Source organism: Brevundimonas sp. (assembly GCF_027487935.1).
GTDB lineage: Bacteria > Pseudomonadota > Alphaproteobacteria > Caulobacterales > Caulobacteraceae > Brevundimonas.
The window spans coordinates 24,734-41,456 of sequence record NZ_JAIYCP010000029.1 but is presented as its reverse complement, the minus strand read 5'-3'; the positions used below and the strand labels follow the sequence as shown (position 1 = coordinate 41,456).

Genomic DNA, 16,723 nt, shown 5'->3' with positions numbered 1-16,723 from the left:
GCCCGGCCTGGCGCCATCATCCCCTTCATCGCCGAGACCGGCGGCCTGAACGGCATGTTCGTCGACACCACGGCGCTGAAGGAACAGATCATCGACGACGTCATCCTGTCGGCCTTCGGCTCATCCGGTCAGCGCTGCTCGGCCCTGCGCCTGCTCTATGTCCCGCATGACGCCGCCGACGCCCTGATCGAGGGGCTGAAGGGCGCGCTCGCCGCCCAGGTCGTGGGCGATCCGACCGACCCCGCCACCGACATCGGCCCGGTCATCGACGCCGATGCCAAGGGGATGCTCGAGGCCCACCTGAAGCGCCTCGAAGGCGACGCGAAGATCATCGCCCGCGCCGACCTGCCCGCCGGTGCCGACAAGGGCCACCTGTTCGCCCCGACCATCGCCGAGATCCCCACCCCCGACTATCTGGAGCGCGAGGTCTTCGGCCCGATCCTGCACATCTGCCGCTACGAACCGTCGAAGCTGAAGGAGACGGCGTCGAAACTGGCCGCCCGCGGCTACGGCCTGACCCTGGGCGTCCACAGCCGGATCGAGGCCTTCGCCGAGGAAGTCGCCCGCCTGGTCCCGGCCGGCAACGTCTACATCAACCGCTCAATCATCGGCGCGGTGGTCGGCGTCCAGCCCTTCGGCGGCGAGGGCCTCAGCGGCACCGGCCCCAAGGCGGGCGGCCCCTGGAGCCTGATCCGCTACGCGTCCGAGAAAGCCATCAGCAACAACATCTCCGCCCAGGGCGGCGACCCGGCGCTGCTGAACCTGTGAGCGAGCGCGACGATAAAGTCTTGAAGGCGTTGGCCGCGATGGCCGATCAATACCTCACTGTCGGCGATGAGTTGGACACGCTCTCCATGGCCGCCGGTCAAAACGCGCTGCGGATTCTGGCTGTTGAAGGGCTGGTCGACTACGACGGCGGTCGCTGCGGGTCCTGGACCAAAGCGGGACGGGACCTGCTCGCACGAGCGACATGAGCAAAGCCTGAGCAGTTGCTGAAAAGCGCCGTCCGAACGACGAAAGCCGGCTCCGCTCACGCGAAACCGGCTCCCGTCATCCCTTGACGCACACCACCTGACGCAGGGTGTGCACGACCTCGATCAGGTCGGTCTGGGCCGCGATGACCGCGTCGATGTCCTTGTAGGCCATCGGCGTTTCGTCGATCACCTCGGCGTCCTTGCGGCATTCGACGCCTTCGGTGGCGCGGATGTGATCCTCCACCGTGAAGCGCCGCTTGGCCTCGGTCCGGCTCATCGCCCGACCGGCGCCGTGCGAGCAGGTGCAGAACGAGTCTGCATTGCCCTTGCCGCGCACGATGAAGGACTTCGCCCCCATCGAGCCGGGGATGATGCCCAGCTCATCCAGCCTGGCGGACACCGCGCCCTTCCGGGTCAGGAACACGTCCTTGCCGAAATGGCGCTCCTTCGAGACGTAGTTGTGGTGGCAGTTCACCGCTTCCTGCGTCGTCTCCAGATCCGGCCAGAACGCGCGCAGCACGGTCAGGACGCTGTCCATCATCACCTCGCGGTTGGCGCGCGCGTATTTCTGCGCCCACGACACCGCCCGGACATAGTCGACAAAGCCGTCCGTCCCTTCCGGGAAATAGGCCAGGTCCTGATCCGGCAGGTTGATGTGCCAACGGCGCATCTCGTGCTTGGCCCGTTCGATGAAATAGGTCCCGAACCGGTTGCCCACGCCCCGGGAACCGGAGTGCAGCATCACCCACACGTCTCCCGCCTCATCTAGGCAAAGCTCGATGAAGTGGTTGCCCGTGCCCAGCGTCCCCAGATGGCCGAAGCCACGCGGGTGCGCCGCCTTCGGGTGGGCCTCGACCACGGCGTCGTAGCCGGCCTTCAGCTCGCCCCAGCGGGTGACCGCCGAGGCCGGCGGCTCGCCGGCCCAGGCGCCCTTGTCGTTGCGCCCGCCGTTGTCGGTCCGGCCGTGCGGAACGGCCGCCTCGATGGCGGAGCGGATGCCCGACAGGTCGTCCGGCAGGTGTTCGGCGCGGATCGAGGTCCGCACCGCCATCATGCCGCAGCCGATGTCCACGCCCACGGCGGCCGGGATAATGGCCCCCACGGTCGGGATCACCGACCCCACGGTCGCGCCCATGCCCCAGTGCACGTCGGGCATGACCGCGACGTGTTTGTGGATGAACGGCAGCGAGGCCACGTTCTTCAGCTGCTTCAGCGCCGCATCCTCGATGGGCACCCCCCGGGTCCACGCCTTGATCGGCGCGCCCGGGCTTTCGATCACGTCATAGCCAGACATGGCTGACGTCTCCTTCTCTGTCTGATCCTCCCGGACCGACCGTCAGGCGTCTTGCGGATACAAGAAACCCCTCCGGCCGGTGGCGGGAGGGGTTGCTGGAAAACCGAAGTCGATGTGACCGGCTGTTCTCCTATGCTCCCTCCGCGCACGCGCCTTTGCCCTCGACCGGCTGGCGGTCGAGCGACATGGGCAGGCTCGCATTGAAGCAATAGGTGGACATGGTCGTCTCGTTTTCGGGAAGGCGCTGATATGCGAAATCATTCGCCCGCGCCAGCCTTTTTCCGCCAACCCTGTTCCGTCTGGGTCAGAGATGGCGGCTCAAGGCTTCGATCGCTTCGTCATCTCCAGAGACGGTGATTCCGACATACGTCTCGACCTCCACTCGCAGCCGGCCGTTGGCGACCGAAAAGGTTGCATTGGAGATTTCCTGCGAACCGAATACGCCCCGGAAAGAGCCGACGCGCTTTGCTCCGGCTTTTCGCAGGGCGTCCTTCAAACGCCGCAGGGCCTGTCGATCGTACTCTTCGCCGATTTGAAGTTCGGTCATGGCGCTACTTCGGCCACCCGCCCGCCCGGCTCAACGCGCTCGGCGCCGGGCGGCCGATCTTCTCGCCGATCCAGCGGGCCGTCTTGATCAGGGCATCGAGATCATAGCCGGTCGAATAACCCGCCCGCTCCAGCATATAGACCAGGTCCTCGGTCGCGATATTGCCGGTGGCCCCCGGCGCGAACGGACAGCCGCCGATGCCGCCGACCGAGGCGTCCAGCACACTGACCCCCGCCTCGATCCCGGCATAGGCATTGGCCAGGCCGGTGTTGCGGGTGTCGTGGAAATGCAGCCGCAGGACGGCGTCCGGTGCGGCGGCGCGGGCGGCCTCGACCTTGCGGGTCACGGCCCAGGGATCACCGGCCCCGATGGTGTCGGCCAGGGCGATCTCCGTGACGCCCAGCGCGGCGATCCGCCCGACCAGATCGGCGACCTGACCGTCCGAAACCTCGCCGTCGAACGGACAGCCCCAGACGCAGGACAGGGTGGCGGACAGAGCGGGCGTCGCGCCCGGTTGGCCATTTCCTCCCCCTGAAAGGGGAAGGGGGACCGCCGAAGGCGGTGGAGGGGCGGCATTGGCGCGGCCCGCGATGATGTCGGCCAGCATCTGCACCTGCTGGTCGACCGTCAGACCCTGGTTCTTCAGGCCGAACCCGTCGGTGGCAGACAGGGCCACATTGACCTCGTCGACGGTCGTGCCCAGGGCCCGGTCATAGCCCTTGCCGTTCAGGACCAGTCCGATGCGGCTGCGACCCGCGGCGTGGGGCAGGGCGGCCATGACCGCTTCGGCTCCGGCCATCTGGGGCACATATTTCGGATGGACGAAGCTGACGGCCTCGATACGCCGCGCCCCGGCGGCTTCCAGCCGGTTGACCAGTTCGGCGCGGACGGCCGGGTCGAGGATGGTCGTCTCGTTCTGCAGGCCGTCGCGCGGACCGACCTCGACGATGGTTATGGGACGGCTCAAGGTCGCGGCTCCGCCGGCGGCGCGCCGGGTGGGGCATAGACCGTCAGGCTGACGTCATCGCCCTTGGAATAGTTATGGCCGTTGACCACGCCGACGGCCCGGCCGGCGACGCCCAGGTCTGCGGCGGCTTCGCGGAAGGCGTCGGCGTCGCGGGCCTCCACGATGACCGGACGGCCCTCGGCCAGGGCGCGCGCCGCCCCGGCGGCGTCCGTCAGCTCGGTGTCGCGCCCGGTCAGAAAGACCAGGCTGGGCTCATGAAAACCCGTGACGGCGATCGGCCCGGCCCGGCCCTGACGCGGGTGCAGGTTGGCGTTCAGCAGAACCTTCTCCAGCTGCGGGGCGACCGACAGGGGGCGCAGCTGTCGCAGGGTGCCGGCGAGGGCTCCGTGGGCCAGAACCCCGAGGACGATCGAGGCGATGACCGCGGTCATCGCGGCCCGGTGCAGCATCAGGAAGGCCCCGATAAGACTGGCCAGAATGGCGAACACAATGGTCATGGTCGCCCAGGTCTGGGCTGTGGAGCGGCCATATTCGGTCAGCAGCCAGACCGAACCGACAGCCAGCAGGGCGCCGACCGCGATCGTCAGACCGGCCCCGACCTGGCGCGACAGCTTGCCGACGGGTCGGGTCAGGGCGGCTGCAGCCAGCAGGGCCAGGGCACCGAAGGTCGGCAGATTGTAGTGGGGCAGCTTCGTCGGGGTCAGCTCGAAGATCAGCCAGGCCGGCACCAGCCAGCAGATCAGGAAGCGGATGGCCGGTTCGGCGCGCCGGCTCCAGCCCGTGGACAGCGCCGCCGGCAGCATCAGGGTGGCCGGGAAGAACAGCAGGGGCGCGATCAGCAGATAGAAGCCCGGGAAGACGCCGTGGCCCTCGTCACCGCCCGCGATCTTGGGAGCCAGATCGCCTCCGATGGCCTCGGTCCAGAAGCCGCCGTCGGTCGCTATGGTGATGGCGATGGCCCAGGGGCCGACGATCAGGGCCACCAGCGGCAGGCCCCAGCCCCAGCCCAGTCGCTTCAGCCAGCGGGCGTCCCGGTCCCAGACCGAAAGGGCGATCATGGCGGGCACCACGACGATCAGGCCGATCGGTCCCTTGATCAGGATCGACAGCCCCAGCCCCAGCCAGAACATCAGCTTGTGGGGCCGGATCGGGACTTCGCCCGCCCGGGAGGCCAGATAGATCCGGGCCAATCCAGCCATGGCGAGCGTGACGGCACCGCAAAGCATGGCGTCCGTCTTGGCGATCCCCGCCTCGGTCGACAGCAGGAAACTGGCCCCGAGCATGGCTCCGGCCAGGAATCCCGCCCTCTGGCCGAACATGGCGGCCCCGGCCCAGGCACAGGCGGCGGCGGCCAGCATGGCCCCGAGGATGGACGGGATGCGATAGGGGGCGATGTCGCGATTCTCGACACTGGAGGTCACCGCGACGGCCGCCGCCTGCATCCAGTAGATGCCGACCGGCTTCTTCCAGCGCGGGTCGTCCTGGAAGCGGATATCGACATAGTCGCCGGTCTCGAGCATCTGCGACGTGGCCTGGGCGTAGCGGCTCTCGTCCCGATCCAGCGGCGGCAGCAACATCAGTGCGGGCAGGCCGGCCAGCAAGGCCACGAGGGCTGCGAGCAGCGGTCCGCGCCAGCCGGCGATGAATCGGTCGAGATCGGAAGCCATCATGTGCATCGTCCTAACACGACCTTTCACCATGCGTCATGGTTTGGGCGGCGGCTCGCGGCATAGGTCGGCACCATCTCCCGTCCGGCGTGGAAACCGGCTAGACAGCGTGGATGAAGGACATGATCCCCGATATCTCCGTCGTCGTCCCGGTGCATGACGAACAGGGCGCGGCCGGCCCACTGGCGCGCGAGATCGCAGCCGCCTTCGAGGGTCGCGCCTATGAGATGGTCTTTGTCGACGACGCGTCGCGGGACGGCACCCTGGCCGAGCTTCGGGGGCTGATGACCGAACTGCCGGCCCTGCGCGTGCTCAGCCACGGCTCGAACGCCGGCCAGAGCCGGGCGGTTCGCACCGGCGTGCTGGCGGCGCGCGGCGCGATCGTGGTGACCCTCGACGGGGACGGCCAGAATCCGCCGGCGGACGCCCCGAAACTGGCCGATCTGCTGGCCGCCTCACCGCCCTCGGTGGGCCTCGTCGGTGGCGTTCGGGCCAAGCGCCAGGATTCCGGCGCCAAGCGGCAGGCCTCGCTGTGGGCCAACCGCATCCGTCGCAGACTGCTGGGCGACGACGCCGACGACACGGGCTGCGGGCTGAAAGCGTTCCGGCGGGACATCTTTCTGCGCCTCCCCTATTTCGATCACATCCACCGCTATCTGCCGGCCCTGATGATCCGTGAAGGCTATCAGAACCTCTATCTCGACGTGGATCACCGTCACCGCGAGACAGGGCGGTCGAAATACACCAACTGGGGGCGGCTGATGGCCTCGCTGTCGGACCTGCTCGGCGTGATCTGGTTGAAGTCGCGGTCCCGCAAGCCCGGCGCGATCAGCGAATTCTGACTTTCGCCTGCCGGGCGAGCGGGCGTAGCCGTTTGGATCGAACCGGGGTAAGCATCGTTAACAAGCGCGGCTGTTTCGCGGCCGTACGTCGATGGAGCCCGCCATGCTGCTCGCCATCCCTCTGCTGTTCATCCCCGTGGTGATCTACGCCATCATCATCGGGTTCGGGGTCCTGGGCTCCGGCGGGGTCGCCGCAGCCGAAGTGGCGCTGGGAGATCCGCTGTTCTCGATTCCGATGGTCTCGGGCACGGCCTGGAACGTCGGCACAGGGGACCTGATCCTCTTCCTGTCGCTGATCCTGCTGTTCTTCGAACTGCTGAAATCGACATCGAGTCAGAAGGTGGCGATCGTCAACCACGCCCTGTCGCTGATCCTGTTTGTCTTCTGCCTGGTCGCCTTCCTCCTGTTCAAGGGGTTCGCGACCTCGACCTTCTTCCTGATCCTGACCATGGTCATGCTGGACGTTCTGGCCGGCTTCATCGTCACCATCATCTCGGCCCGCAAGGACCTGGACTTCGCCGGCGGTACCTGACCGGGCTCAGGAAAAGGCGACGAAGATCAGCGCCACGACGGTGATGTCGATGGTGCGGGTGAGGATGGTCAGCATGGCGATGGTCCCGAACGAGGCTTTAAACCTTTCGTTCAGCAAGGACCGTGCCGTGGCCTCAGACGTCGGTGTCCTTCGCCTTGCCCGGTCGCGGGCGGCGCTCGGCGGCCCCCGTGTGTTCCGTGCCGAGGTAGGTGGAGCGGGCCGCGTCCAGCACCGGCGGGCCGCCCTTGAGGCCGCGGCGCTGTCCGGTCTGTCCAATCATCTGGGCGGCAAAGACAGCCGCGCCGGCATCCCTGCGCGGGGTCGGGGCAGGTCTTGCCGGGGGCTCGGCAGTCTCGGCCGGGATATCCGTCAGGACCAGGGCCCGCGATGCAGAGCCGGCCCGGCGTTCCGCGGCGCGCCGTTCATCGCTGCGGCGGTCGGCACGGCGCTGTACGGGACCGACGGGGCGGACCTCGTCGGTCATGTCAGCCGCCCTTCGACAGCTTGTCGAGCTGGCTGCGCATCTCGTCCATCTGGCGGCGCATCTCGTCCAGGGGGTCGGCGGCCGGCGCGGCCTGCGGCGGCGGTGCCGCGCCCGCGGCGGGTCCGCCCGGCGTCAGGGCGTTGAAGCCGGGCCACATCTTCATCGCATCGGTGAACAGCGCCATGTTGCGCTTGACCGCCTCATCGAGGATCCCGGCACCGGGGGTTGCGCCAAAGGCCTTGGAGAACTGGCCGCGCATCTGCTCCTGCTGGCGGCTGAAGCTGTCGAGCGACATCTCCAGATAGGAGGGCAGGACGCCCTGCATCTGACCGCCGTAGAAGCCGATCAGCTGGCGCAGGAACTGGACCGGCAGCAGGGCCTCGCCGCGGCTCTCTTCCTCGAAGATGATCTGGGTCAGGATCTGGCGGGTCAGGTCGTCATTGGACTTGGCGTCGAAGACCACGAATTCCGTGCCCTCGCGGACCATCCGGGCCAGGTCTTCGAGCGTCACATAGGCGCTGGTGGCGGTGTTGTAGAGCCGCCGGTTGGCGTATTTCTTGATGACGACGGTGTCGCCCGCTCCGGCCTTCTTGTCCGCCACGCCAAACCCCTGACCTGTTGCACTGCCGCACTATCCCGCAGTGCGAAGCCGCATGCAAATCAGCCCATCGCCGCAGGGGCCAGGACCACGCCGACCAGCACCGCGGCCCAGTGGACGGTGGCACCGGTGACGACGAAGCCGTGCCAGATGGCGCGGCGGAATTTCACCGTCGGGCTGATGAAGACGAAGACGCCGGCGGTATAGATCAGCCCGCCCAGCACCAGCAGGCCCAGCGCAACCGGATGGACGGTGTCGATCAGGGGCTTGGCGGCGGCGAGCGCCAGCCAGCTGAAACCGAGATAGACCAGGCTCCAGAAGGTATCCGAGATGCGCGGCGCCACCAGCTTGACCGCCACCCCGCCCAGCGCCACCGCCCAGACCAGGACGGTGAAGCCGATCGACCAGGCCCCTTCGAACCTCTGGGTGGTGAAGGGGGTATAGCTGCCGGCGATCATCAGAAAGATGGCCGCCTCGTCCATCCGCCTCAGCAGCGGCCGGGCGGCACCCGGATGGGCCTGGTTGTAGAGGGCCGAGACCGTCAGCATGAGGATCAGGCACAGGGCATAGGCGGCGGTGGCGACCACGGCTCCGATGCCGGAATAGATGGCGGCCAGCACGGCCAGGACGATGCCGCCCACGGCGGCCAGGGTCAGGCCGACCACATGGACGATCAGGTCGGCGGTCTTCTCCGCCGGGGTCCGGTAGTGCTCTTCCATGTCCTGTTCATCAGGAACGGAAACCCGCACCAGCACGTCTCTCAGACTCTTGAGCATGGCCCCATCAAGCCTTTCTCGCTCCGTTTGTTCCGGCCACCATGCCCCAGGGCCGGTGACCATTCGCTGAACGTCGTCGTCATGGGTGACGAAGGCGGCGGGATGCGGCAAAAACGGCACGACTCGTTTCGCGCAACCTAACGCCCGGGACCGGCGTAGAGGTTTTGTTTTTCCCGGCCCGGGCGCTCCCTCGCCCGCGGTCGGCTTGAGGGGTACCGGCATGTCCATTGAAGTCGTCATCGTTTCCGCCGCGCGCACGCCGGTCGGGTCCTTCCTCGGGGCCCTGTCCAGCCTGCCGGCTTCCGCCCTGGGCGAGGTCGCCATCCGGGCGGCACTGGAACGGGCCGGGGTCTCGCCCGAAGAGGTCGATGAGGTCATCCTCGGCCATGTGCTGCAGGCGGCGGCAGGGCAGGGCCCGGCCCGTCAGGCGGCCATGGGGGCCGGCATCCGCAAGGAGGCCGCGGCCTGGAGCCTGAACCAGATCTGCGGCTCGGGCCTGCGCGCCGTGGCCATCGGGGCCCAGCAGATCGCGCTGGGTGACGCCCGCATCGTCGTCGCCGGCGGTCAGGAGAGCATGAGCCAGGCCCCGCACGCCCAGGCCCTGCGCACCGGCCAGAAGATGGGCGACATCAAACTGGTCGACACCATGATCAGCGACGGCCTGTGGGACGCCTTCAACGGCTATCACATGGGCCAGACCGCCGAGAACATCGCCGACACCTTCCACATCAGCCGTGCCGACCAGGACGCCTTCGCCGTGGCCAGCCAGAACAAGGCCGAGGCGGCGCAGGAGGCGGGCCGGTTCGACGACGAGATCGCCCCGGTCACGATCAAGGGCCGCAAGGGCGACACTGTCGTCGACAAGGACGAGTTCATCCGTCACGGCGCGACGCTTGAGGCCATGCAGGGGCTCAAGCCCGCCTTCACCAAGGAGGGCAGCGTCACCGCCGCCAATGCCTCGGGCCTCAATGACGGCGCCGCAGCCCTGGTGCTGATGAGCGCGGCCGATGCCAGGGCCCGGGGACTGACCCCCCTGGCCCGGATCGTCTCCTCGGCCACGGCGGGGGTCGATCCGGCGATCATGGGCACCGGCCCGATCCCGGCCTCGAAAAAGGCGCTGGAGAAGGCCGGCTGGACCGTGGCCGACCTCGATCTGGTCGAGTCCAACGAGGCCTTTGCGGCCCAGAGCCTGTGCGTCCTGCGCGAGCTGGGCCTCGACCCGGACAAGGTCAACGTCAACGGCGGCGCCATCGCCATCGGCCACCCCATCGGCGCCTCGGGCGGCCGCATCCTGACGACCCTGCTGCATGAGATGAAGCGGCGCGGCGCGAAGAAAGGCCTCGCCACCCTCTGCATCGGCGGCGGCATGGGCGTGGCGATGTGCGTCGCGCGGGACTGAGCCGGATGGGGGGCCGGCTGGTTCATCACAACGGACACGACGAAGGGCACAACGAACACGACGGGAGCGCGCCTGAGACCGCTTATCGCGGGCCCTTGCCCGCAATCGATCTCTTGCGTCTGCCTGACGGCAGCCGCGGCCCCGCCGGCCCCGTCGTGCCCTCGTTGTGTCCGTTGTGATGAAACGACCGTCCCCGGCCCCATATGACCAACCACCTCGGAGACCCGCCCCATGCCCAGGACCCTGCATATCGACTTCGTCTCCGACATCGTCTGCCCCTGGTGCGTCGTCGGGCTGGGCGGGCTGGAAACCGCCCTTGAGACGCTCAAGGCCGAGGGCATCACGGCCCAGGTGCATTTCCAGCCGTTCGAGTTGAACCCGCAGATGCCCCCCGAAGGGGAAAACATCGGCGAGCATATCGCCCGCAAATACGGCTCGACCCCCGAACAGTCGGCCGCCAACCGGGCCATGATCACCGAACGCGCGGCTGAGGCCTGGCCGGGGTTCCGGATGCAGATGGGCCCCGACAGCCGCATCTGGAACACCTTCGACGCCCACCGGCTGCTGCACTGGGCCGGGACGGTCGGACCGGGCGAACAGAGGGCGCTGAAAGAGGCGCTGTTCCGCACCCATTTCACCGACGGCCGGGCCCTGCCCGACGCCGATGTGCTGGCCGACGCGGCTGAGGCGGCGGGGCTGGACCGGGCGAAGGCCGTCGAGGTCCTGTCCGGCGACCTCCATGCCGCCGAGGTGCGGGCGGCGGAGGCCCTGTGGGTCTCGCGCGGCATCAACAGCGTGCCCGCCGTGGTGGTCGAGGGGAAATGGCTGATCTCGGGCGGCCAGCCGGCGGCGGTGTTCGAGCAGGCGCTCAGGCAGATGGCCAGCACATAGCCCTCCCCCTCGACGGGGGAGGGTTGGGAGGGGGTGCAGGCAGGCTGTCTGAGGGCGCGCGCTGAAGGGCACTGACGCCTCCCGCGCAAATTCCGGACGCAGCGTGCCCTCACCCCATCCCCCGACCCGTCGTCGGTCCGCCTTCGGCGACCCGCCTCCACCCCGTCGAGGGGAAGGGGAGAAGATGCGGGCTGAGCCGACGCTCACGCGCCCGGTCCGGAAACACCGTTCACACCGTTCACACCGTTCACATCGTGCGCTTCCCGGCGGACGCGTCCCATGGCCTCTTCCGCAGCGACCAGCCGCTCGATCTCCCGGGCGTGGGCCGCGAGGAAGGTGAACACCCGGCGCCAGCGCAGGGCCTCGGCGGCGTCGCCGCGCAGGACGGCCCGCATCATCCGCCGGTCGGCGATCCATTCGAGCTCTTGCATCTCGATCTGGTCAAGGTCGCCGGCGACCCTTTCCTCCAGCAGCACGCCCTCGTCCCAAGGGTCCAGCCGGACCGGCACCGTCCACGGCTGGTCGGCGCGCCGCCAGCCCTCGCTGGCCGCCCGCTTGCGCAGCGCGGTCAGCCCGACGCCGTGACGCCGGCAGCATTCCGGGGCGGAGATTCCGGCCAGATAGTCGTCGCGCACCTGGGCCCAGACCGCGTCGGGCGCGGGGCGATGGCCGTTGGCGGGGCTGGCGGGTGCGCCGTCGGGCATGGGGTCCTCCCTTCTGATCGGCGGGGAGGATAGACGGGGGGTGCGTCAGATTTGGACGGAGGGGTGATCCCCCCTTGTCATCCCGGCCAAGCCGCGCAGCGGCGCAGAGCCTCTTTGTCATCCCGGCCAAGCCGCGCAGCGGCGCAGAGCCGGGACGGGACGGTGCATGCCCCCTCCATGCCCTCCCGGACAGCCCGTCAGGGCTGAGCCGGGAGCCACGCGGTGCGGCCCTGACCTGTCGCCCGGACAGGCGCGGTGCGCCTTCCGGGCGGGGGGTGAAGGTGGATGGCGTCCCGTCCCGGATAGCCGCTGCGCGGCTTCCGGGATGACAAGGGGTGCGAGCGGGCGGCGGAGGCGCTGTGGGTCTCGCGCGGGATCACCGGCGTGCCCGCCGTGGTGGTGGAGGGGAAGGGACTGATCTCTGGCGGGCAGCCGGCGGGGGTGTCTGAGGAGGCGTTGCGGGGGATCAGTCGCCAGCTCTGAGCGCTGCAGCTCAGTGCTCAGCCGTCCGAGCTCAGCTATGCAGTGACGCGTTGTCTTTGATGTCGTCGATCAGAGGGTCGAGGCTGTCGAGACGATAAAGTCGTACGTTGTTCTCGGCCAGAAGATCGCCAACAGCATGGTAGAATTTATCTTCGTGCCTCGAAAAATCCCCGACAACCACCAAGCGCTTCTTGTGCAGAGAGTTTTCGTAGTGTTTCCAGAGCAGTCCGCCTTCAATGGCGCGCCTGCCCGTTTCTCGCATATCTTCCGAGGGGTTCCCTGAGATCCTGACTCCATCGATAAGATTATACGCTCCGTTCTGGTATCCAAACGGTGCGTTTATCTGAACGCCTGCTTCAGGAATATCAACAGTGGGTGGATTTTCTAAATATTGCACAATGCGCCTAGAAACAAAGGCTTCTCGTATCTTCGCCGAAATGCGTTTTTCTCGTCTCTTTGGCTCCTCATCGCCGACGAGTATAGAAAACAGCCGCCGGAGTTCTTGGGACGGATTATCGACCGCCACCGAGCGAAGCTCCGAAATCCTGAAATCATTGGCGAGCTTATGGGATAACTCTTCCAGTGAGATAAGTGACCGCTTGCGCGCATACTCAAGCTTGATCCGGTTTCCAAAACCACGCTTCTCGTCCTCGAAGCGGGACTTGGGAATGCCAGCAAAGATCCGCTCCATCCGAGCGCTACCATTGGCGACAGCCACTTCAGCGAAGTCCAACTCGGGGACAGCTAGGAAGATGCCGAAGTTCAGAAATTCCTGCCGCTCGGGTACAGGGCTGTACTGAAGGAGAGCATAATAGCCGGCGTGTCGCATCATTCTCCTCCTTCCGAAAAGTCCAGTCCGATTTGGCTCGCCAACAATCTTGGCGCATTTCTTGAGACGTGACGAGCACGCTCTGAAATTGTAGTCGCAAGTCGTTGCCGCTCCGCGTCTGTCAGCCCCCATTCACGCGGCACCGAGCGGACTACATCGCTCACAAAGTCGTCGTCAATTAGGCTCAACCGCGCAGCCGCCTCGTGCAGGCCAGCATCGTCGATGAATGGGCCGAACTCCGGAAAGAAGCCGTAAATGCGATCATCATAGGTGATCGCCGGGTCTCCAATGTCAGTAGCCAAGTCCCCGTCTGTAAAGCAGTGGGTGTGATCCAGAGCTACTAGGTCATAGCCCCGAGGTATGGGCTTGAAGACGAGATTCTCATATCTCGGGTCGGGGTCCAACGCATCCAAGGGAGGGCAGCGGTCCGCATTTCGGACCCAAGTGTCGAAGAGCACAAGCTTCGCCAGCGCTTCTGGCTTTCTAAGCCTCTGGAGATAGTAGTCGGTTCCATCGGCCGTTCGGATTTCGATTTTCCGCGAAGCGAACGCAGGACCTCGTAGTACGCGTTTCCCATGATCAAACGGGATTTCCAAGTCGTCCACGTTCACCACGGCAAAATCAGGGACTTCCAGCCCGTACCAGCCGCCGAGTTCTGCGCAGACGACCTCCGACACCAAGCTGCCCAAGCCGGCGGGGTTCCCCATGCCTTTCACGTACGCAAGACCAACATCTGTCTCAATCAGAGAGACTCGAGTGCTGGTCCGATAAGTATCAACCACCCGATCCAGACTGCGTGGTTGCCATCTTCGCCCAGCCAATAGCATCTAACTGTCCGCGATTGTGAGTGATCGACGGTATGCAATTGAGGCCACTGTCGCAAACACCGCCCCTCAAACCTTGACCTCCACCACCCCGCCCCCCGCCCGAAACTTCGCGCTCATCTCCGCCATCCCGGCCTCGGCCGTGGCGGCGTCCAGCAGCGAACCGCCCGCGTCGTTCTGCGCCGCCGCGTCCCGGCGGATGTCCTGGCTGATCTTCATCGAGCAGAATTTCGGTCCACACATGCTGCAGAAATGGGCCGTCTTGTGGGCCTCTTTCGGCAGGGTCTCGTCGTGGTATTTGCGGGCCGTCTCGGGGTCGAGGCCGAGGTTGAACTGGTCTTCCCAGCGGAACTCGAACCGGGCGCGGCTCAGGGCGTCGTCGTGCAGGCGCGCGGCCGGGTGGCCCTTGGCGAGGTCGGCGGCGTGGGCGGCGATCTTGTAGGTGATGACGCCGTCCTTGACGTCCTGACGGTCGGGCAGGCCCAGATGTTCCTTGGGCGTGACGTAGCAGAGCATCGCCGTGCCGAACCAGCCGATCATGGCCGCGCCGATGGCACTGGTGATGTGGTCATAGCCGGGCGCGATGTCGGTGGTCAGGGGGCCGAGCGTATAGAAGGGCGCCTCGTGGCACCATTTCAGCTGCTCATCCATATTGGCCTTGATCTTGTGCATCGGCACATGGCCGGGGCCCTCGATCATGACCTGGCAGCCCTTGGCCCAGGCGATCTTCGTCAGCTCGCCGAGGGTGCGCAGTTCGGCGAACTGGGCCTCGTCATTGGCGTCGGCGATGGAGCCGGGGCGCAGGCCGTCGCCGAGGCTGAATGACACATCATAGGCCCGCATGATGTCGCAGATGTCCTCGAAATGCTCATAGAGGAAGCTCTCGCGGTGATGCGACAGGCACCATTTGGCCATGATGGAGCCGCCGCGTGAGACGATGCCGGTGACGCGTTTGGCGGTCATCGGCACGAAGGGCAGGCGGACGCCGGCGTGGATGGTGAAATAGTCGACGCCCTGTTCGGCCTGTTCGATCAATGTGTCGCGGAACACCTCCCAGGTCAGGTCCTCGGCGACGCCGTTCACCTTTTCCAGCGCCTGGTAGATCGGCACGGTCCCGATGGGGACCGATGAGTTCCGGATGATCCAGTCACGGATGTTGTGGATGTTCCGGCCGGTCGACAGGTCCATGACATTGTCGGCGCCCCAGCGGGTGGCCCAGACCAGTTTGTCGACCTCGTCGTCCACGCTCGACAGGACCGCCGAGTTGCCGATGTTGGCGTTGATCTTCACCAGGAAGTTCCGGCCGATGATCATCGGCTCGACCTCGGGGTGGTTGATGTTGTGCGGGATGATGGCCCGGCCGCGGGCGATCTCCTGACGCACGAACTCGGGGGTGACATAGTCGGGGATGGAGGCCCCGAAGGATTCGCCGTCGCGGGGGAGGGGGTGGGGTGTGGGGTGTGGGGTGTGGGGAAGAGGCACGGTCGAACCGTCGGCCAGGGTGACATGGCGCGGCCCCCCCACACCCGACACCCCACCCCCCACACCCTGCTCCCGCCTCAGGTTCTCCCGAATGGCCACATATTCCATCTCGGGCGTGATGATCCCGGCTTTCGCGTATTCGTATTGCGTGACCGGGCGGCCCTCGACGCCCTTGAAGACCTTGTGGCGGCTGGTGTCGAAACGGGGGGCCAGGTTCTTGCCGCTGGCGTGGCCGTTGTCCTCGGGCTTGACCTCGCGCGGGTTCAGCACCGGGGCGATGTCGCCGCGGTCCAGCTGCCAGCTGGATTTGACCAGGGGCAGGCCCCTGGTGATGTCGATGGTGACCGACGGGTCGGTATAGGGGCCCGAGGAGTCATAGATGGTCACCGGCGGCTCATTGGCGCTGGGATGCACCGCCACTTCGCGGAACGGCACGCGGATGTCGGGGTAGAGTTCGCCCGCGACATAGACCTTCCTCGACCCGGCGCGTTCGCCGGTCGGGATGGTGCCGGTCTCCTTCATCACCTGCTCGCGGGCGTCTTTAAGCGGGAGGCTATCGCTCGCTGCTTGAGCCTCGGACGCTTTGGGCGGGGTGACGAGAATGTTCATGGCGGCCTCTGTGGTGAGGGCGCCGACGATGGAAACGGTCTGCGGGCATGGTGGCCGCCCGTTCCCATCCCTTCGCCGGCATGACCCGGATCAGGTTCGACGGGTCAGGCGACTACGCCAATCTCAGCCGCTGACCTGCGACCCCCCGGAGAACGGGAGGACCCTAGGCCGTCAGGCGGCGCGGTTCAATCGGGGAAGGCAGCCAGCAGGGCGTCGAGGGCGCCCTCGATCCGGGCCCAGCCGGCCTCGTCCAGGGCCACGCCGCCGGTGCCCGGGCGGGCCTCGCCGGTCAGGGCCAGGTGCTGGACCGCGGCCAGCAGGACGGCATTGATGGCCACGGCGTCGCCGGCCGGGGGCAGGCGCAGGCGGGGGCGGCGCTCGCGCATCCAGGCCTGGAGCACGGCGGACCGTTCGTCCTCGATGCGGTTGAGCAGGGGCGAGGCCTCAACGAGGGCCCAGGCCATGAGCCGCAGGGTCAGGGGGCTGGCGCGCAGGGCGCCGAGCCAGGCCGACAGGCTCTCGCGGGCGAAGGCGCGCAGGGTCTCGGAACCGGCCGGGGGCGTGGCGTCGAGGGTGCGGACCAGCTCGGCATGGGCACGGCCGGCGATGCGGGTGACGACGCCGTCGGCCCCGTCGAAATAGCGATAGACCAGTTTTCGGTCGCAGCCGGCCTCGGCCGCCAGGGTCTGGACATTGAGGCCGGGGAAGCCGTCACGCAGCAGGATACGCTCACCGGCCTCGACGATGAGGGCCTCGGTGGCGGGGCGGCTGCGCATGCGGGCGGGCGATTCGGCCATGGGTGCAGCATCGGGCCAGCCGGC

18 protein-coding genes and 1 riboswitch are annotated in these 16,723 nt (G+C 67.1%); of the genes, 6 read left to right on the top strand and 12 right to left on the bottom strand.

The features are described 5' to 3' along the window. Together Q0053_RS11125 and Q0053_RS11120 are read left to right on the top strand one after the other, a co-directional pair. On the top strand, positions 1 to 768 hold a 768-nt coding region (locus tag Q0053_RS11125), incomplete at its 5' end, for an aldehyde dehydrogenase family protein (RefSeq protein ID WP_298100114.1). Then, a complete protein-coding gene (locus Q0053_RS11120; RefSeq protein ID WP_298100112.1) occupies positions 765 to 974 on the top strand; it encodes a hypothetical protein in 210 nt (69 codons plus the stop codon). The genes Q0053_RS11125 and Q0053_RS11120, both read left to right, overlap by 4 nt. Positions 975 to 1,050: 76 nt before the next feature. On the opposite strand, the gene Q0053_RS11115 is transcribed toward Q0053_RS11120, so the two are convergent. From Q0053_RS11115 to Q0053_RS11100, 4 genes are all read right to left on the bottom strand, one after another. Then, positions 1,051 to 2,268, bottom strand: coding sequence for an RtcB family protein (locus tag Q0053_RS11115; RefSeq protein ID WP_298100110.1), 1,218 nt, complete (start codon positions 2,266 to 2,268; stop codon positions 1,051 to 1,053). Between the two features lie 304 nt (positions 2,269 to 2,572). Beyond that, positions 2,573 to 2,815, bottom strand: coding sequence for a hypothetical protein (locus tag Q0053_RS11110; RefSeq protein WP_298100108.1), 243 nt, complete (start codon positions 2,813 to 2,815; stop codon positions 2,573 to 2,575). A 4-nt stretch (positions 2,816 to 2,819) separates the two neighbouring features. Beyond that, positions 2,820 to 3,782 (bottom strand): hydroxymethylglutaryl-CoA lyase, encoded by a 963-nt coding sequence (locus Q0053_RS11105; protein ID WP_298100106.1) that lies wholly within the window; start codon positions 3,780 to 3,782, stop codon positions 2,820 to 2,822. Then, positions 3,779 to 5,452 carry a glycosyltransferase family 39 protein gene (locus Q0053_RS11100; RefSeq protein ID WP_298100104.1) on the bottom strand — a complete coding sequence of 558 codons (1,674 nt, stop codon included), beginning with the start codon at positions 5,450 to 5,452 and terminating at the stop codon, positions 3,779 to 3,781. The genes Q0053_RS11105 and Q0053_RS11100 overlap by 4 nt, the downstream gene beginning before the upstream one ends. Before the next feature lie 110 nt (positions 5,453 to 5,562). On the opposite strand from Q0053_RS11100, the gene Q0053_RS11095 reads away from it, so the two are divergent. After that, the gene (locus Q0053_RS11095) at positions 5,563 to 6,291 is read left to right on the top strand and encodes a glycosyltransferase (protein ID WP_298100102.1); all 729 of its coding nucleotides are present in this window, start codon (positions 5,563 to 5,565) and stop codon (positions 6,289 to 6,291) included. Between the two features lie 103 nt (positions 6,292 to 6,394). After that, the gene (locus Q0053_RS11090; protein ID WP_298100101.1) at positions 6,395 to 6,823 is read left to right on the top strand and encodes a hypothetical protein; all 429 of its coding nucleotides are present in this window, start codon (positions 6,395 to 6,397) and stop codon (positions 6,821 to 6,823) included. 133 nt (positions 6,824 to 6,956) lie between these two features. Here Q0053_RS11090 and Q0053_RS11085 read toward each other — a convergent pair whose 3' ends face one another. Genes Q0053_RS11085 through Q0053_RS11075 form a run of 3 tightly spaced genes read right to left on the bottom strand, consistent with a single transcriptional unit; the run spans position 6,957 to position 8,681 of the window. Further along, entirely contained in the window at positions 6,957 to 7,307 is a 351-nt protein-coding gene (locus tag Q0053_RS11085; protein WP_298100100.1) for a hypothetical protein, read from the bottom strand. A 1-nt stretch (position 7,308) separates the two neighbouring features. Further along, positions 7,309 to 7,908, bottom strand: a complete 600-nt coding sequence (gene phaR / locus Q0053_RS11080; RefSeq protein WP_298100098.1) for a polyhydroxyalkanoate synthesis repressor PhaR — start codon at positions 7,906 to 7,908, stop codon at positions 7,309 to 7,311. A 59-nt stretch (positions 7,909 to 7,967) separates the two neighbouring features. Further along, positions 7,968 to 8,681, bottom strand: coding sequence for a hemolysin III family protein (locus Q0053_RS11075; RefSeq protein ID WP_298100095.1), 714 nt, complete (start codon positions 8,679 to 8,681; stop codon positions 7,968 to 7,970). A 220-nt stretch (positions 8,682 to 8,901) separates the two neighbouring features. Between Q0053_RS11075 and Q0053_RS11070 the strand changes: the two genes are divergently transcribed. Next, complete coding sequence (locus Q0053_RS11070) at positions 8,902 to 10,080, top strand: acetyl-CoA C-acetyltransferase (RefSeq protein ID WP_298100093.1); 1,179 nt, start codon at positions 8,902 to 8,904, stop codon at positions 10,078 to 10,080. Between the two features lie 231 nt (positions 10,081 to 10,311). Next, positions 10,312 to 10,971 (top strand): DsbA family oxidoreductase, encoded by a 660-nt coding sequence (locus Q0053_RS11065; RefSeq protein WP_298100091.1) that lies wholly within the window; start codon positions 10,312 to 10,314, stop codon positions 10,969 to 10,971. Between the two features lie 203 nt (positions 10,972 to 11,174). Here Q0053_RS11065 and Q0053_RS11060 read toward each other — a convergent pair whose 3' ends face one another. The 5 genes from Q0053_RS11060 to Q0053_RS11040 all read right to left on the bottom strand — a co-directional run bounded on the left by Q0053_RS11060 (position 11,175) and on the right by Q0053_RS11040 (position 16,699). Further along, entirely contained in the window at positions 11,175 to 11,675 is a 501-nt protein-coding gene (locus Q0053_RS11060; RefSeq protein ID WP_298100089.1) for a hypothetical protein, read from the bottom strand. 514 nt (positions 11,676 to 12,189) lie between these two features. Beyond that, positions 12,190 to 12,990: a DUF3037 domain-containing protein gene (locus tag Q0053_RS11055; RefSeq protein ID WP_298100087.1), complete on the bottom strand. Its 801-nt coding sequence runs from the start codon at positions 12,988 to 12,990 to the stop codon at positions 12,190 to 12,192. After that, positions 12,987 to 13,769, bottom strand: coding sequence for a HipA family kinase (locus tag Q0053_RS11050; RefSeq protein WP_298100085.1), 783 nt, complete (start codon positions 13,767 to 13,769; stop codon positions 12,987 to 12,989). The genes Q0053_RS11055 and Q0053_RS11050 overlap by 4 nt, the downstream gene beginning before the upstream one ends. A 111-nt stretch (positions 13,770 to 13,880) precedes the next feature. Beyond that, the gene (gene thiC / locus Q0053_RS11045) at positions 13,881 to 15,902 is read right to left on the bottom strand and encodes a phosphomethylpyrimidine synthase ThiC (RefSeq protein WP_298100083.1); all 2,022 of its coding nucleotides are present in this window, start codon (positions 15,900 to 15,902) and stop codon (positions 13,881 to 13,883) included. Between the two features lie 49 nt (positions 15,903 to 15,951). Beyond that, a riboswitch (TPP riboswitch) is annotated at positions 15,952 to 16,060 on the bottom strand. Between the two features lie 27 nt (positions 16,061 to 16,087). Further along, entirely contained in the window at positions 16,088 to 16,699 is a 612-nt protein-coding gene (locus Q0053_RS11040) for a TetR/AcrR family transcriptional regulator (RefSeq protein WP_298100081.1), read from the bottom strand. Positions 16,700 to 16,723 lie beyond the last annotated feature (24 nt).

What these genes read in the sequence shown, in the direction of transcription:
- Q0053_RS11060 (WP_298100089.1), bottom strand. Translation starts at nt 11,675, where the DNA reads ATGCCCGACGGCGCACCCGCCAGCCCCGCCAACGGCCATCGCCCCGCG.
- Q0053_RS11095 (WP_298100102.1), top strand. Translation starts at nt 5,563, where the DNA reads ATGAAGGACATGATCCCCGATATCTCCGTCGTCGTCCCGGTGCATGAC.
- Q0053_RS11040 (WP_298100081.1), bottom strand. Translation starts at nt 16,699, where the DNA reads ATGGCCGAATCGCCCGCCCGCATGCGCAGCCGCCCCGCCACCGAGGCC.
- Q0053_RS11090 (WP_298100101.1), top strand. Translation starts at nt 6,395, where the DNA reads ATGCTGCTCGCCATCCCTCTGCTGTTCATCCCCGTGGTGATCTACGCC.
- Q0053_RS11065 (WP_298100091.1), top strand. Translation starts at nt 10,312, where the DNA reads ATGCCCAGGACCCTGCATATCGACTTCGTCTCCGACATCGTCTGCCCC.
- Q0053_RS11055 (WP_298100087.1), bottom strand. Translation starts at nt 12,990, where the DNA reads ATGATGCGACACGCCGGCTATTATGCTCTCCTTCAGTACAGCCCTGTA.
- Q0053_RS11100 (WP_298100104.1), bottom strand. Translation starts at nt 5,452, where the DNA reads ATGATGGCTTCCGATCTCGACCGATTCATCGCCGGCTGGCGCGGACCG.
- Q0053_RS11070 (WP_298100093.1), top strand. Translation starts at nt 8,902, where the DNA reads ATGTCCATTGAAGTCGTCATCGTTTCCGCCGCGCGCACGCCGGTCGGG.
- thiC (WP_298100083.1), bottom strand. Translation starts at nt 15,902, where the DNA reads ATGAACATTCTCGTCACCCCGCCCAAAGCGTCCGAGGCTCAAGCAGCG.
- Q0053_RS11075 (WP_298100095.1), bottom strand. Translation starts at nt 8,681, where the DNA reads ATGCTCAAGAGTCTGAGAGACGTGCTGGTGCGGGTTTCCGTTCCTGAT.
- Q0053_RS11110 (WP_298100108.1), bottom strand. Translation starts at nt 2,815, where the DNA reads ATGACCGAACTTCAAATCGGCGAAGAGTACGATCGACAGGCCCTGCGG.
- Q0053_RS11115 (WP_298100110.1), bottom strand. Translation starts at nt 2,268, where the DNA reads ATGTCTGGCTATGACGTGATCGAAAGCCCGGGCGCGCCGATCAAGGCG.
- Q0053_RS11085 (WP_298100100.1), bottom strand. Translation starts at nt 7,307, where the DNA reads ATGACCGACGAGGTCCGCCCCGTCGGTCCCGTACAGCGCCGTGCCGAC.